Raw genomic sequence first — 13828 nt, 5'->3', positions numbered from 1 at the left:
CTACGATCGGCCCATGCGATCTTCGAGGTCCCCGGTGTCCCGTGCGCTCGGGCCGGCGGTTCTGGCGGCCCTGCTCCTGACACCCACCGCCGCGGCCCCCGCGAGCGCCGCGCCGGGGGACGGGGACAGCCCCTCGCTGCCCGGCATGAGCGCCACCCTCGCCGAGGGCCGCCCGTGCACCGCGAAGTCCGCCAAGAAGTCGGCGCTGACGCCCTGGGCACAGGGCTTCCTGGGTGTCGGCCGGGCCTGGGAGTTGAGCCGGGGCGCGGGCGTGAAGGTGGCTGTCGTCGGCACGGGGGCGGACACGAGCCGGGTGCCCGCTCTGGAGGACCGCGTCACCGGAGGCCGGGACGTGGTGGCCGGCGGCACCGTACGGGACGACTGCGTCGGGTACGGCACGTTCCTCGCCGGCCTCGTCGCGGGCAGGCCGCAGGAGGGCGTCGCGGCGGCCGGGGTCGCCCCGGAGGCCCGGGTGGTCGCGGTACGGGCCACCGACAAGGGGGGAACGACCACCCCCGGGGCGCTGGCGGACGGGATCAGGGCGGCCACCGCTTCGGGGGCGCGGATCATCCATGTGGCGCTGGCCGTTCCGTCCGCGCCGCGCAAGCTGAAGGACGCGGTCGCCGCGGCGCAGAAGACGGGCGCGCTGGTGGTGGCGCCGGCGTCGGCCCGCGAGTGGGAGGGCGGTTCGGGGAGTTCGCGCGCGGAGAACGGGCCGGCCTACCCGGCGGCGCTGCCGGGAGTGCTCGCGGTCTCCTCGGTGGGGCCGGACGGCGCACCGCCCGCGGGCGACACGGGGCAGGGGCGGCGCACCCGGCCGAGGCTGAGCGCGCCCGGCGTCGCGGTGACGGGTCCGGGGCCGGGCGGCGACGGGCAGTTCACCGGCAGCGGCGACGCCGTGGCCGGCGCGTTCGTGGCCGGTACGGCGGCCCTGGTGCTCTCGTACCACCCCGGACTGAGCGCCGAGCAGGTCGCGCACCGGCTGGAGGCGACCGCGTACGGGGCGGTGGGCGGCACCCCGGACCCCGGCGTCGGGCTGGGGGTCGTCGATCCGGTGCGGGCGCTCTCCGCCGTCCTCCCCGAGGAGCACGCCTCGCCGCCGTCCGCGTCCGACGCGCGCGCCGCCTCGGCCGCCCGGGCCGTGCCGCCGCTCGCCCCGCCGACCGCCCGCGATCACGCGCTGGCCGTGGTGGGCGGGGCGGTCGCGGTCACACTGCTGGTCGCGTTCCTCGCGTTCGCGCTGCCCCGGGGGCGGCGGCGGGGGTGGCGGGCGGGGCCGGCGGGGGGACCCGCCACGTCGGCGGACTGAGCCCTTCACCTCCAAGCCCGCGCCCGCCGTCGCCGGACTGGACCCGTCGGCGGAGAACCCTCGTCTTTCATTGCCCGGCCCACGCCTGCCGTCGCCTCGCCCGCGCCCGTCGTCGGACTGAGCCCGTCGGCGGAAGGCCCGCGCCCCTCGCCGGCGGGCCGGTCCCCGTGAGCCCGGGGGCAGCCACGGGGACCGCCGCCGGGCGTCCGCCTGCTCCTCCCCCTCCTCCTACTCCTCCTCGGCCGTCGTGTCCGGCAGCAGCGGGGTCTGCACCTGGATCACTCCCCTGCGGGTAATCAACTGCGCCCGACCGGCTGGAAGTTGCTTCGGCTTGGTGTCGTTGAACAGGTAGCCCTCGGACGGCGGGCAGGAGAGCAGCGCCGCCGGGGTGTTGACCTCCGTCAGCCGGCGCAGCAGGGGGTCGTTCAGCGCGCGGGCCGCGCCGTTGGCGCTGCGCGCGACGATCATGTGCAGGCCCAGCTCCGCGCCCTGGGCGAAGTAGTCGAGCAGCGGCCCGAAATGGTCGCTCATGCTGCCGCTGGAGACCATGTCGTAGTCGTCCACGATCATGAACACCCGCGGCCCGGACCACCAGTCCCGACGCTTGAGCCGGGCGGGCGAGATGTCGGCGCCGGGCAGCCGCTCCTTCATGGCCCGCGCCATGCCCTCCACCGCCTGCTTCAGCACGTCGACCGAGACCGCGTATCCGAGCCGGTGCGACTCGGGGACGCTCTCCAGCAGCCCCCGGCGGTAGTCGATCAGCAGGATCCGCGCCTCGTCGGGGGTGTAGCGCTCGGCGACCGTCCGGCAGACCGTACGCAGCAGGTTGGTTTTGCCGGTCTCCGCGTCGCCCACCACCAGCAGGTGCGGCGTCTGCGCGAAGTCGTGCCACATGACGTCGAGTTGACCGCCCTCCAGGCCGAGCGGCAGGCGCAGGTCGCCGTCCGCGCCGACCTCGGCGGCGGGCAGTTCGGACGGGTCCAGGACCGCGGGGAGGGTGCGGACCGGCGGCGCGGGCGGGCCCTGCCAGTGCTCGGCCACCCGGGCCACCGCGTCCGCGACGCCCGCTCCGAGGTCGGCGGCGCTGTCGCCGCCGTCCACCCGGGGCAGGGCGGTGAGGAAGTGGTGCTTGGTCTCGGTCATGCCGCGACCGGGCGCCTTGGGAATGGTCGCTGCGGCCCGCATGTTGATCATGGAGTCCATGCTGTCGCCGAGCCGCAGCTCGAACCGGGTGCCGAGCTGGTCGCGCAGCGCGGTGGGGACCTCCGCCCAGCGGCTCGTCGCCACGATGAGGTGGACGCCGTAGTTGAGGCCCCGGGCCGCGAGCGCCGAGACGGTGTCCATGACCTCCATGAAGTCCTGGCGGACCGTGCCCCAGCCGTCGATGACGAGGAACACGTCGCCGTACGGGTCGTCGGCGAACTCCCCGGCCGCGCGGCGGGCCCGCAGGGTCGCCATGGAGTCGATGCCCTCGTCGGCGAACTGCTTCTCGCGCCGGGCCACCAGCCCGTGCACCTCCGCGATCGTGCGGTGCACGCGCTCCAGGTCGAGTCGGCCCGTCACCCCGCCCACATGCGGCAGGCCGCGCAGCGCGGCGAGTGTGCCGCCACCGAAGTCCAGGCAGTAGAACTGGACTTCGCGCGGGGTGTGGGTGAGCGCGAGCGCCATGATCAGGTCGCGTACAAGGGTGGACTTGCCGCTCTGCGGGCCGCCCGCGATCCCGACGTGCCCGCCCGCTCCGGAGAGTTCGGCGATCAGGGGCTCGCGCGCCTGGTCGAAGGGGCGGTCGATGATGCCGACCGGCACCGTCAGCGTGCCGCGCAGGTCCGGGTCGACGGTGGTCAGGCCCCGCTCGGGGTGCGGCGCCACTCCCATGAGCAGGGTGTCCAGGGACAGCGGGCGGTCCAGCGGCGGGAGCCAGACCTGATGGGCGGGCCGGCCGCCCTCCCGCATCCGGGAGACGGCCAGCGCGAGCAGGGTCTCCTCGCTCTCCTCCTCCGTCGCCACCGCTTCCGGCTCGGCCTCGGGCGCCGGGATCCGGGGCGCGGTCCACTCGGTGCGGTACGGGACGACCTGCCCGGCCACGGCGGCGGCGGCGACCCTGCGGACCCCCTGGTAGGGGCCGGAGACGTACGCGGCCTTGAAGCGGACCAGGGTTCCGGTGTCCTTCTTGAGGATGGCGCTGCCCGGCACGGAGGGGAGCTGGTAGGCGTCGGGGACGCCCAGGATGCCGCGGCTCTCCATCGAGGAGAACGTGCGCAGGGCGATCCGGTACGACAGGTGGGATTCGAGCTGCGTCATGCGGCCCTCGTCCAGGCGCTGCGAGGCGAGCAGCAGATGGACGCCGAGGCTGCGCCCGAGGCGTCCGACCATCACGAAGAGGTCCATGAAGTCGCGGTGGGAGGAGAGGAGTTCGCTGAACTCGTCGACCACCACGAAGAGCGTCGGCAGGGGTTCCAGCGCCGCACCCCCGGCCCGCGCGGTCTCGTACTCGTACGCCGACGTGTAGTTGCCCGCGCTGCGCAGCAGTTCCTGACGGCGCATCAACTCACCGTGCAGGGCGTCCTGCATGCGGTCCACCAGGGCGGACTCGTCGGCGAGGTTGGTGATCACGGCCGAGGTGTGCGGCAGATCCTCCAGGCCTAGGAAGGTGGCGCCGCCCTTGAAGTCGACGAGGACGAAGTTCAGCTTCTCCGAGGAGTGGGTGAGGGCCAGGGCCAGCACCAGGGTCCGCAGCAGCTCGGACTTGCCGGAGCCGGTCGCGCCGATCAGCACCCCGTGCGGGCCCATTCCGCCCTGGGCCGCCTCCTTGATGTCCAGTTCGACCGGGCTGCCGTCGCCGGCGAGGCCCAGCGGCACCCGCAGCCTGGCCCGGTCGGTGCGCTCGTCGCGTACGGCGTCCAGATCGACGGTGTGCAGGTCGGCGAGGCCGAGCAGCGTGGTCAGCTGGACGTCGGAGGTGAGCGCCTCGCCGTTGTCCGTGGTGACGCCCATCCGCCGGGGGGACATCAGGGTGGCCAGCGCCCTGGCCCTGCGGGGGCTCAGCGCGTCGGGGCCGCCGAGCGCGGAGGCGGTCTCCTTGCCCGACCGGTCGGTGCCGACGAGCTCCAGCCGCCGTCCGGTGATCCGCAGCCGCAGCGTGTGGCGGTACGCCTTCCAGGGCAGGGAGCCGCTGACGTCCAGCGTCACCGTGTTGCGGTAGCCGTCGGTGGCGAGCCGGGAGTCCTCGGGGGTGCGGGCGCTGTCGAGCACGATGACGCAGTAGGGCTCCTCGCCGCTCGGCACCGCGTCCGCCTCGAAGGGGGGCCGGCCGGTCAGTTCGTCGCCGAGCAGCGATTCGAGCCCGAGGACGGAGTCGGTGACGAGGCGTACGGGCCCGCCGCCGTCGACGTCCGTCGGATGCCTGTTGTGCGGCAGCCACTTCACCCACTCCCACGCCTCCCGCCGGTCGTGGTCGGCGAGCACCACGATCCGCAGGTCCTGCGGCGCGTGGAACACGGCGAGCTGGGCCAGCAGGGCCCGCGCCATCGCGTGGGCGGCCTCGGGTTCGGACTGGAGCAGCACGCGGGCGTAGGTCCGCAGGTAGAGCGCGACGGGCTGGTCGGGCACGGTGCCGTACGCCTTGATGAAGCGACGCAGGGCGTGGGCGGACAGCGGTTCCAGGTCCTCCACGGGCTTGGTGCTCAGCGGCGTGAGCTTGGTCGCCAACTGCTGTTCGCCGACGCCGATCCGCACCTCGGCGAAGTCCGCGTGGGCGGCCCGCCGCTCCCACAGCCGGGAGGTCGGCACGAGGCTCCACAGGGACTCGGGGTCCGGGTGGGCCCACGCCTGGGCCTCGCGCTGCTGGTTGATCACCTTGCGGACGCGCCTGCGGCTGATCGCCAGGTAGCGCATGTAGTCGCGGCGTTCGCCGAGCAGCGCCCGCTTGCGGTCCCCGGAGGCCCGGACGATCTGCGAGAGCAGCATGCCGACGGCCGAGAGCCCCATCAGGCCGATGGCGACGTACATCATGGGGCCGCCGCCGCTGCCGGGGCGCAGGAAGATGAGCACCATGCCGAGCGAGCTGAGCGCCATCGGCATGTACGTGATCATGTTGCCCATCGCGCTCTGGGGCTCCGGTACCGACGGCGGTTCCTGGAGGCTCAGTTCGCCGTGGGGCATCTCGGGGCCAAGACGCCGGGGAGGCCTCTTGAAGAGGACCACGCTCAAAGGGAATCGCCTTCCTGAGGGACGTCGGCGACGGGCGCCGTGCCGTAGTGCGAGGTGACGGGTGCGTGAACGCCGGTGGAACGGTCGGCGAAGCCGGAGGCGGGGGCCGAAGCGGAACCGCAGGCCCCGGGCGGCACCCCACAACCTACAGACTGCACACACAAGTTAATGTGATCAATCTGACCGCGTCGACCACTGTCCTGGAAGGCGATGAAACGCGCTTGACCGACATATCCGCGGCACTTCTGTGCCGTCTCACGGTGATGACGCCCGACCGGACCGTCGAACTCGCCGTTCCGACCGACATCGTGCTCGCCGACCTCCTGCCGACCATCGTCGACCACGGGGGCACCGATCTGTTCGAGCGCGGTGTGCAGGCGGGCGGGTGGGTGCTCCAGCGCGTCGGCCAGGACCCCCTCGACGAGGAGAGGACCCTCGGCGACCTGGGGCTGCGCGACGGTGAGACCGTTCATCTGCGGCTGCGCGGCGACGCCCTCCCCGAGATCCATTACGACGATCTCGTCGACGGGCTCTCCGGGAAGCTGCGCCAGCGCGCGGACTCCTGGCGGCCGGTGTGGTCGCACCACCTGATGACGGGGCTCGCCCTGAGCGCGCTCGCCACCGGTCTGCTGCTCCTGCTGCTGCCCGGTCCGTCGGGGCTGCGCGCGCTGTGCGCGGCGGCGACCGCCGTGGTCCTGCTGGCCGGCGCGGCGGCGGCCTCGCGCGCGGTCGGCGACGTGGGAGCGGGCGCGTCGCTCGGCGCGGCGGCCGTCCCCTACCTGGCGCTGGCCGGTTCGCTGGTGCCGCAGGGCGCTTCGTCGGACGCGGAGTGGGGCGCCCGGCTCCTCGCGGGCTGTGCCGCCGCGGCCGGCGCCGCCGTGCTCGCGGTGGCCGCCGTGGGCGCGTGCGCCCCGCTGTTCCTGGCCACCGCCCTGGCCGCGGCCCTGGGGGCGCTCGGCGGGGCCGTGATGCTGTTCGGCGTGGAGGCCGACCGCACAGCCGCCCCGCTGATCCTGGTGATCGTCCTGCTGGGGCACTTCCTGCCGTCGCTGGCGTTCCGCCTGTCCGGCCTCAAGGTGCCGCTGCTGCCCACCAACACGGGCCAGTTGCAGGAGGGCATCGACCCCACCCCGGACGAGTTGATCGCCGCCCGGGGCGCCGTCGCCGACCAGTACCTGACGGGGCTCTACGGAGCCACCGGACTGGTGGCGGCGGGCTGCCTGACGGTGCTGGCGTTCCAGACGTCGTGGGCTCCGCTCACCCTGGCCGCGGTCCTGTGCGCGCTGCTGTTCACGCATGCGCGGGCGATCGGCGGGGCGTGGCAGCGGCTCGCCGTGGTCCTGCCGGCCGCGTACGGCTCCGTCCTGCTGGCGGTGCGCTGGGTGCTGGCGTCCGACGCCGGTGCCCGGCCGCTGCTGCTCGCCGGTCTGCTGGCCGCCGCGGCGGTGCTCGCGATCACGGGGTGGACGCTTCCCGGCCGGCGGCTGGTGCCGTACTGGGGGCGCGCGGTCGATCTGCTCCAGCTGCTCTTCGCGATCGTCCTCGTCCCGCTGGCCCTGCTCGTCACCGGTCTCTACGGGTACTTGCGCGGCCTCAACAGTTGACCCCGGCGGCCGGAGGAACCGGCGCGCCGGGACCTCGCTCGCCGGGCCGACGCCCGGTCGGAAAGGCAAGGAATGCAGTCCAGGCGGGACCAGGTCCACGCGCACATGTTCGTCATGAGCCGGCTGTCGCTGGGCATGCTCCGGGACGACCCGGACGCCCCCGAGTCACCGCACCGGCGGACCACGAAGGGGTACGTCATCGGCCTCGTGATCGCGGTGCTGGCGGCGCTCGCCGTGACCGTGTACGGGCTGGTGGTGCCCGGCGGCTCGAACGCGTGGAAGGCCACCGGGACGCTGGTGCTCGACGAGCGCTCGGGCGCCCGCTACCTCACCGTCGACGGGGTGCTGCACCCGGTCCTCAACGAGACCTCGGCCAAGCTGCTGGCGGGCGAGCGGCTGAAGGTGGTGAGCGTCGAGCCGGCCTCCATCGAGGACGCCCCGCGCGGCGCGACCCTGGGCATCGTCGGCGCACCGGACCCGCTGCCGCGCTCGGGTGCGCTGAGCCGTGACGCGTGGTCGGTGTGCGCCACCCGGCCCGATGCCGCCGAGGACCCGCTCCTCACGCTGGGCGTGGGCCTGACCGCCGAGGGCCGGCCGGTGACCTCGGGCCGGACCACGCTGGTGCGCACCGTCCCCGGCGACGACACGTACCTCCTGTGGCACGGCACCCGGATGCGACTGGACCCCGCGAACTACGCGGTCCAGTCGCTGGGTTACGACGCGGACGCGGCGTACCCGGTCCCGGAGGCGTTCCTCAACGCGCTGCCGTCCGGGCCGGACCTGGCGGTGCCGGAGGTGGCCGGTCGCGGCAAGGCGGGCCCCTCGCTCGCCGGCCGGCCCACCCGGGTCGGGCAGCTCTTCGACGGGCCCGGAGGCCACTACCTGCTGACGGAGAAGGGTCTGACGAGGATCACCGCGCTGGAGGAGGCCCTGCTCAAGGGGGATCCGCGCACCCAGCGCACCGCCTACGCGGGCGGGGCGGTCACGCCGGCGGGCATCGGCCCGGACGACCTGGCCCGCCATCAGAGCCCTGCGCAGGGGCGGCTCGTCGGGCCGGGCGGCGGGAAGGTGCCGACCGCGCTGCCCGAGGCCGGACCGGTCCGTGCGGGCGAGGGGGTGTGCGCCGTCGTCGGCACGGCGGACGGAAGGCCGACGGTCTCCGTCGTACTGCCCCGGGCGGACGCGGTGACGGGCCGTGCGGTCTCCAACCAGCCGGGGGTGAGTGCGGGTCCCGGGACCGCCGACCTGTTCGCGGCGCGTCCGGACGGCGGGGCCCTGGTCACGGCGCTCTCCTCGGCCGGCACCGGCACGGCCTACTACCTGGTGACCGGGTCGGGCGCCAAGTACCCGGTGGCGGGCGGCGATAAGGGCCTCGCGCGGCTCGGCTACCGGGCCGACCAGGCCGTGCCCGTACCGTCGGGCGTGCTCGGGCTGCTGGCGTCGGGGCCCGCGCTGGACGGGACGGCGCTCCTGGCGCAGGGGCTCGTGGGGGCGGCGGACCGAGCACCGGACAGCGAGCCCCCGTCAGGTGCGGATACGACGGACGAGGCATCCGGCAAGCAGCCGAGTGGCTGGGGCAATTGAGCTGGATTTGAGCAAAGGGAGCCCGCGAGGCTTCACTAATCGCTACATTTCCGCAGCTCACGGCGGCAGCGAAGGTGAACTCTCAGATAACCGGAGCCCCTTGGTTCCCCCGCACCCCACCCCGTATTAATCTGATGATCGCCGACCCCGGGAGGGGGTATTCCCGATGCGGTCGGCCTTGCCGTGCACCCGTGGTGCCACCGTGCTCCCCCGCAGCGTCCAGGAGGACTCTCGATGTTCGATGTTGCCGGTTTCAACATTAATTCGTCGGACGGCCTGTCCAACGACGAGACGGCGATGCTCGACACGTTGCAGAAGATGGGCCGCCACCTCGATGACATGGAGGCGGCCGGCAAGCTGGTCGGGTCCATCAACAACGAGGTCCTGGAGGCATACAAGGCCAGGTCCTCGCAGACCCACGCGAACGCCATCGAGGAGTGGAAGAAGATCCACGCCCGCGTCACCGAGCGCACCCGGTTCTTCCTGGAAGGCACCAGGATGGCCACGAACCTCCTGAAGGACGCCGAGGACGAGTCGAACTCCCTCGCCCTCAACATCAGCAACACGGTCAACCCCAAGTAGCCCGCCCCGCGGCCTCCACCCTCTCGCCCTCCCCCTTCCCGAGGAGTTCCCTCATGTCCGTCCAGATCAGTCACGCGGCTCTCCAGGCCGCCATCAACAAGATGAACATGGCGCAGAAGGAGATGGTGGAGGGTCTCACCTGGATGGAGAAGAACTTCGTCCGACTGCGCGACACCCTGAACGGTGAGACCCGCGTGTCCTGGGAGGAGTTCCAGGCCGAGCTGAAGACGCTCAAGATCAACCTCAACAACCAGTACGAGACGGCTACCCAGACGCTCCAGAAGATGCACGCCCGGCAGAGCGAAGGGGACACCTCCGGCAGCCGCGTCGTCCGGAACGCCCAGGGCAGCTGACCCGGCCGCCGAACCGACACGGAGGTGTGAACATGCCCGCCGACGAGACCCCCGGGGACATCTACCAGTCGACCGAGGGCGTCTATCTCGACTACGCGAACGAGAAGATCCCCACCTTTCGGGACCATCTCAGGCTCAACCCGTACTACGTGACCATGGGAACGAAGATGCCGCTCGGCCTCGGGCACCTCGCCAAGAGCACCCAGGCGACAGCGCTCGACACGGAGGTCGAAGCGTTCCGCGCGGCCATGCACAACCGCTACGAGACCGCGGTCACGGTCCTGAACGGCTTCTCGGCCAGCCTCCGTGAAGTGGAGAAGATCCACCGGGAGGCCGAGGACGACTCCGACCGCATCGGCGGCGCGCTCATCGACGAGTTCTCCGAGATCCTCACGCCGAAGGGAAAGTGACACCGTGTCGGAGACGCCGCCCGAAGAGCCCCCCAAGGAGCCCACCACGGTCCCGTTCGGGATGCCGTCCACGTGGGAGGACATCCTCGGAATGTTCCACGACGGGGTCACCAAACTCCCCGACCGGAACGCGGTGGCGGGTCCGGGCTCCAAGCGGTGGATCGTCCGCACGTGCGACGGAGTCTGGCACGACGAGAAGGGGGTCGACTACGCGGAGGATCGGGGCCTGGACGCGTTCTTCGAGTTCTGGTACCCCGGTGACTCCAACGCGAGGGGCGATGCCCTGATCTTCGGGTTCGGCTACAACTGGGGCGAATTCGGCAACGACAGCGGTGCGCTCGCCGAGTTCACCGGAGCGACGGCACCCATTCTGTCGTCGGTGCGGACCGGGAAGAACAAGGACGCCAATCCGCTGCTGTCGGAGAAGGCCGCCACCGTCCTCAACCATATGGACGACTGGACCGACGGCTGGGCGAATCAGTTCAACACCTGGGCGGAAACCGTCGAAAGCGGGAACGACCAACTGCAGGGAGAGAGCGCCGAGATCTTCGCGGCGACGCTCCAGGCGGTGAAGCGCTCCCTGCAGGAGACGTATTCCTTCTACCTGTCGGACGGCATCCTGAACAAGCGGCTCTCCGCGGCGAGCACGCAGTTGTCGAACACCATCACGCAGCTCCAGAAGAACGCCGACGCGTGGTTCGACAAGACGATGCCGGTGGGAACCATGTCCGGTGGGGCCGCGGTCGAGCAGGGCTCCGTGGCCATGGCGTTCACTCATCTGTACGCGCAGTTCCTGGCCGTCATGAACACCTTCAAGCCGCCGTCGAATTTCCACAACCAGTCGGAGAAGCCGAACTGGGACGACATCGAGGCCAAGGCCAAGACCAGCTGGATCACCGAGGTCGAGACCGAGCTCGACGCGAAGTCCGTGGGAACGATGGCAGCTCTCGCGGGCGCGTACGATGCCGCGACACTGGCTTTCCTGAAGGCGAACGCCATCGTGAACAAGACGTTCACGATCTCCTTGACGGCGGATGAACAGAAGGAGTTCTACGGCTCCGCGGGACCGGGCGGCGGAGGCGACGGCGGCACGGGCGGCACCAACGACATCCTCAACAAGTTCCAGGAGATGTTCGGCGGCGGCGCCGGCGGCAGTGGCGGCAGCGGTGCCGGCGGGGGCGGCAACGAGGACCTCGACCTGGACACCCCGCCCCCGGTCACCGGCCCGAGCGGCAGCAGCTTCGGCGCCAACCTCCCCTCCGGCGCCAACCTCCCGAACACCAAGGACCTCCTCAAGCAGAACCCGGTCACCGGGCCGAGCGGGGGCGGCGGCGGAACGACCGGCAACCCCCTGTCGCTGCCCGCCGGATCACGGATCGACCCCAAGACGGGCGCCGTCACCGACTCCTCGGGCAAGCCGGTCACCGGCCCGGACGGCAAGCCCCTGGTCGTACCGCCCGGTTCCACGCTCGGGCCCGGGAACAGCATCGTCCCGCCCAAGAGCAACGTCCCCAAGGTGACGACGCCGCCGAACGGTTCGTCCGGTGGGCTGACGGGCGGCCTCCGCGTCGATTTCAACGGGAACATCATCGTCCCCAAGGGGGTCAAGGTGGACGCCCAGGGGAATCTGATCGGCGCGGACGGCAAACCGCTGACCAACGCGTACGGCGGAAAGATCACCGTCCCGCCGGGCTCCCGCATCAACCCGGACGGGACCATCACCGACCCGCAGGGCAAGCAGATCACCCAGAGCAGCGGCAGCCTGAAGACCCGCAACCCGTTCTCGGTGGACGACCTGGTCAACAGCCAGCGGCGTACCTCCACAGCGGGCGGAGACCTCTTCGGCATCTCCAAGGGGGGCTCCAACGACCTCCTCGGCGGCTCGAAGGGCCTCACCGACGGGCTGCGGAAGTCGTTCGAGGGCCCCGGCGGCGGAGGGCGCGAGCCGATCGGCGGAGCCGCCGGGCTCAGCAACCGCGCCCGCCTCGCCATGGGGCTGCCCGCGGCCCCCACCGCCCCGACGCAGGGCGGGCTGGTCACCCAGTCCGGCAACGTCCTCGGGCGGGCCGGGGCTCCGGGCGCCACGGGCAGCGGGATGCCGTTCATGCCTCCGATGGGGATGGGCGGCGGCGCTCCGGGCGGCGGGAGCGGCAGCGGCAACGACCGGCAGCGCAACGTCTGGCTGTCGGAGGACGAAGAGGTGTGGGGCACCGAGCCCGAGGCCGGAACGGGTGTGATCGGACGATGAGCTCCACGGGGAACGCGACCGACGGCACGGGTGTGGGTGTGGCCCCGGTCGTGGGTACGGACACGGAAGCGGGCGGGCGTACGGATTCGGGCGGGGGCGCCTGGGCCGGGGAGGCCGGCGCCGCCATGCCGCCGGTGCCGGACGACATCCGCGCGGCGGCACGGACCGCACCCGAGCACTGGCTCGGGACGGTCGACCCCGCCTGGCGCGGGGAGGGCGAGCCTCCGCTGTGGGCGGTGATCGGCCAGTGGCGCTCCGACGCCGACGGCGAGATCGTCGAGTGGCAGCGCAACGAGCACTACCGGCCGTCGCCCGGCATGCTCGGCTGGCCCGAGCCGACCGACGACGTGGACGCCGCCATGCAGCTCGCGGCGACCGGCTACGGCCCGGTCGAGAACGTCGCCCTGGCGGCGGTCGCTGCCGAACTGGCGGTGCTGACCGCCCCGGACGGCGGTGCGGTCAGCGCCTGCACCCCCGAAGGGGACGCGGTGGTCCCGGTGTTCACCTCGCCCGAGCATCTGAAGCGGGCGGGGGCCCTCGCCCACCGGGTGCTGCCCCTCGCCGAGGCGTTCGCCCTCGTACCGGAGGGCCAGGACCTCTACCTCAACCCGACGGGCCCCGTGGCCCTGCGCTTGTCCGCGGACGACCTGTCCCGGGCTGTCGATGTGCTGGAAGCGGTCGGAGAGTCGGCGGCTTCGTCCGCCGCCGGGTCGCCGGTTGCGAAGGAGGAACAGAACTGATGTCGTTCCAGGAGCAGCTCGCGGAGACCATGGCCCAGCTCGCGGAGCAGACGAGGAAGATCCAGGAGGTCCAGGAGGAGCTGGCCAGGACGTCCGCGTCGGCGACCTCCAAGGACCGGATGGTGACGGCGTCGGTCAACGCCCACGGTGAGGTCGTCTCGTTCAAGTTCCACACCGAGGGCTACCGCGCGATGCCGGCCGCCCAGCTCGCGGAGGTGCTGAAGACCACCGTCAACGCGGCGCGCGCACAGGTGAGTTCCAAGGTGTCGAACACCGTGCGGCCGTTGATGGGCGCCCAGGAGGAGCTGGCCGACGGCTTCTTCGGGGGCGGCGGCGAGCTGGACGACCTGCTGGCTCCCCTGCGGGCGATGCAGCCCGAGGGGTTGACCGAGACGGTGCTCGGCAAGAGCCGCAAGCCGTCCGCGAACCGTGGCGACGAGGACGGCCTCTATGGCTGACGGGACCCTGAGCGTTCCGGGTGATCTCCCCCGCCGGTTCACGCAGTTCGGCGACATCTCCAGGATCGTCAACGAGCTGGGCACGCTCAACGAGAAGATCAACGTGGCGAACCGGACCGCCGGCGGGCGGGACGACGTGTACGCGAAGGAGTACCACAAGTTCGTCGACTCGACGGGCAAGGGGCTCACGTACGGCCTCGAAGGGCTCTCCGAGCTGCTGGAGATGGTCGGCATCAACGGCAACACGGCCTCGACCATCCTGAACGACGCCGAAGAAGACGCCAACCACCTCGCCGCCGGCTGAGCCGGCCGTACTCCGAAGGCACTCCAC

Annotated in this window: 11 protein-coding genes; 10 read left to right on the top strand and 1 reads right to left on the bottom strand. The window is 72.2% G+C overall.

The genetic code is table 11. The features are described 5' to 3' along the window. Window positions 1–13 precede the first annotated feature (13 nt). Window positions 14–1309, top strand: coding sequence for a S8 family serine peptidase (locus tag IF19_RS0108325; protein WP_063831037.1), 1296 nt, complete (start codon window positions 14–16; stop codon window positions 1307–1309). A 228-nt stretch (window positions 1310–1537) separates the two neighbouring features. Here IF19_RS0108325 and IF19_RS0108320 read toward each other — a convergent pair whose 3' ends face one another. Then, window positions 1538–5470 (bottom strand): type VII secretion protein EccC, encoded by a 3933-nt coding sequence (locus IF19_RS0108320; RefSeq protein WP_030116491.1) that lies wholly within the window; start codon window positions 5468–5470, stop codon window positions 1538–1540. A gap of 269 nt (window positions 5471–5739) precedes the next feature. Here IF19_RS0108320 and eccD point away from each other — a divergent pair, with 269 nt between their 5' ends. The 9 genes from eccD (at window position 5740) to IF19_RS0108275 (ending at window position 13801) form a co-directional block, all read left to right on the top strand. After that, window positions 5740–7122 (top strand): type VII secretion integral membrane protein EccD, encoded by a 1383-nt coding sequence (gene eccD, locus IF19_RS0108315; RefSeq protein ID WP_030116490.1) that lies wholly within the window; start codon window positions 5740–5742, stop codon window positions 7120–7122. A 72-nt stretch (window positions 7123–7194) separates the two neighbouring features. Beyond that, complete coding sequence (gene eccB, locus IF19_RS0108310) at window positions 7195–8706, top strand: type VII secretion protein EccB (RefSeq protein WP_030116489.1); 1512 nt, start codon at window positions 7195–7197, stop codon at window positions 8704–8706. A 234-nt stretch (window positions 8707–8940) separates the two neighbouring features. After that, window positions 8941–9288, top strand: a complete 348-nt coding sequence (locus IF19_RS0108305) for a hypothetical protein (protein WP_030116488.1) — start codon at window positions 8941–8943, stop codon at window positions 9286–9288. Between the two features lie 53 nt (window positions 9289–9341). Continuing rightward, the gene (locus IF19_RS0108300; protein ID WP_030116487.1) at window positions 9342–9641 is read left to right on the top strand and encodes a hypothetical protein; all 300 of its coding nucleotides are present in this window, start codon (window positions 9342–9344) and stop codon (window positions 9639–9641) included. Between the two features lie 32 nt (window positions 9642–9673). Continuing rightward, window positions 9674–10051: a hypothetical protein gene (locus tag IF19_RS0108295; protein WP_030116486.1), complete on the top strand. Its 378-nt coding sequence runs from the start codon at window positions 9674–9676 to the stop codon at window positions 10049–10051. Between the two features lie 4 nt (window positions 10052–10055). Next, a complete protein-coding gene (locus tag IF19_RS1000000137945) occupies window positions 10056–12299 on the top strand; it encodes a flagellar basal-body rod protein FlgG (RefSeq protein WP_030116485.1) in 2244 nt (747 codons plus the stop codon). Then, entirely contained in the window at window positions 12296–13039 is a 744-nt protein-coding gene (locus IF19_RS0108285; RefSeq protein ID WP_078581050.1) for a type VII secretion system-associated protein, read from the top strand. The genes IF19_RS1000000137945 and IF19_RS0108285 overlap by 4 nt, the downstream gene beginning before the upstream one ends. Beyond that, on the top strand, window positions 13039–13497 hold the full coding sequence (locus IF19_RS01000000134600) for a YbaB/EbfC family nucleoid-associated protein (RefSeq protein ID WP_032746919.1): 459 nt from the start codon (window positions 13039–13041) through the stop codon (window positions 13495–13497). The genes IF19_RS0108285 and IF19_RS01000000134600 overlap by 1 nt, the downstream gene beginning before the upstream one ends. Continuing rightward, a complete protein-coding gene (locus IF19_RS0108275; RefSeq protein ID WP_030116483.1) occupies window positions 13490–13801 on the top strand; it encodes a hypothetical protein in 312 nt (103 codons plus the stop codon). The genes IF19_RS01000000134600 and IF19_RS0108275 overlap by 8 nt, the downstream gene beginning before the upstream one ends. Window positions 13802–13828 lie beyond the last annotated feature (27 nt).

The organism is Streptomyces californicus, from assembly GCF_000717645.1.
Classification (GTDB): Bacteria; Actinomycetota; Actinomycetes; order Streptomycetales; family Streptomycetaceae; genus Streptomyces; species Streptomyces californicus.
Note: the sequence above shows the minus strand (reverse complement) of the source record. Positions and strands in the feature narration are given on the sequence as shown.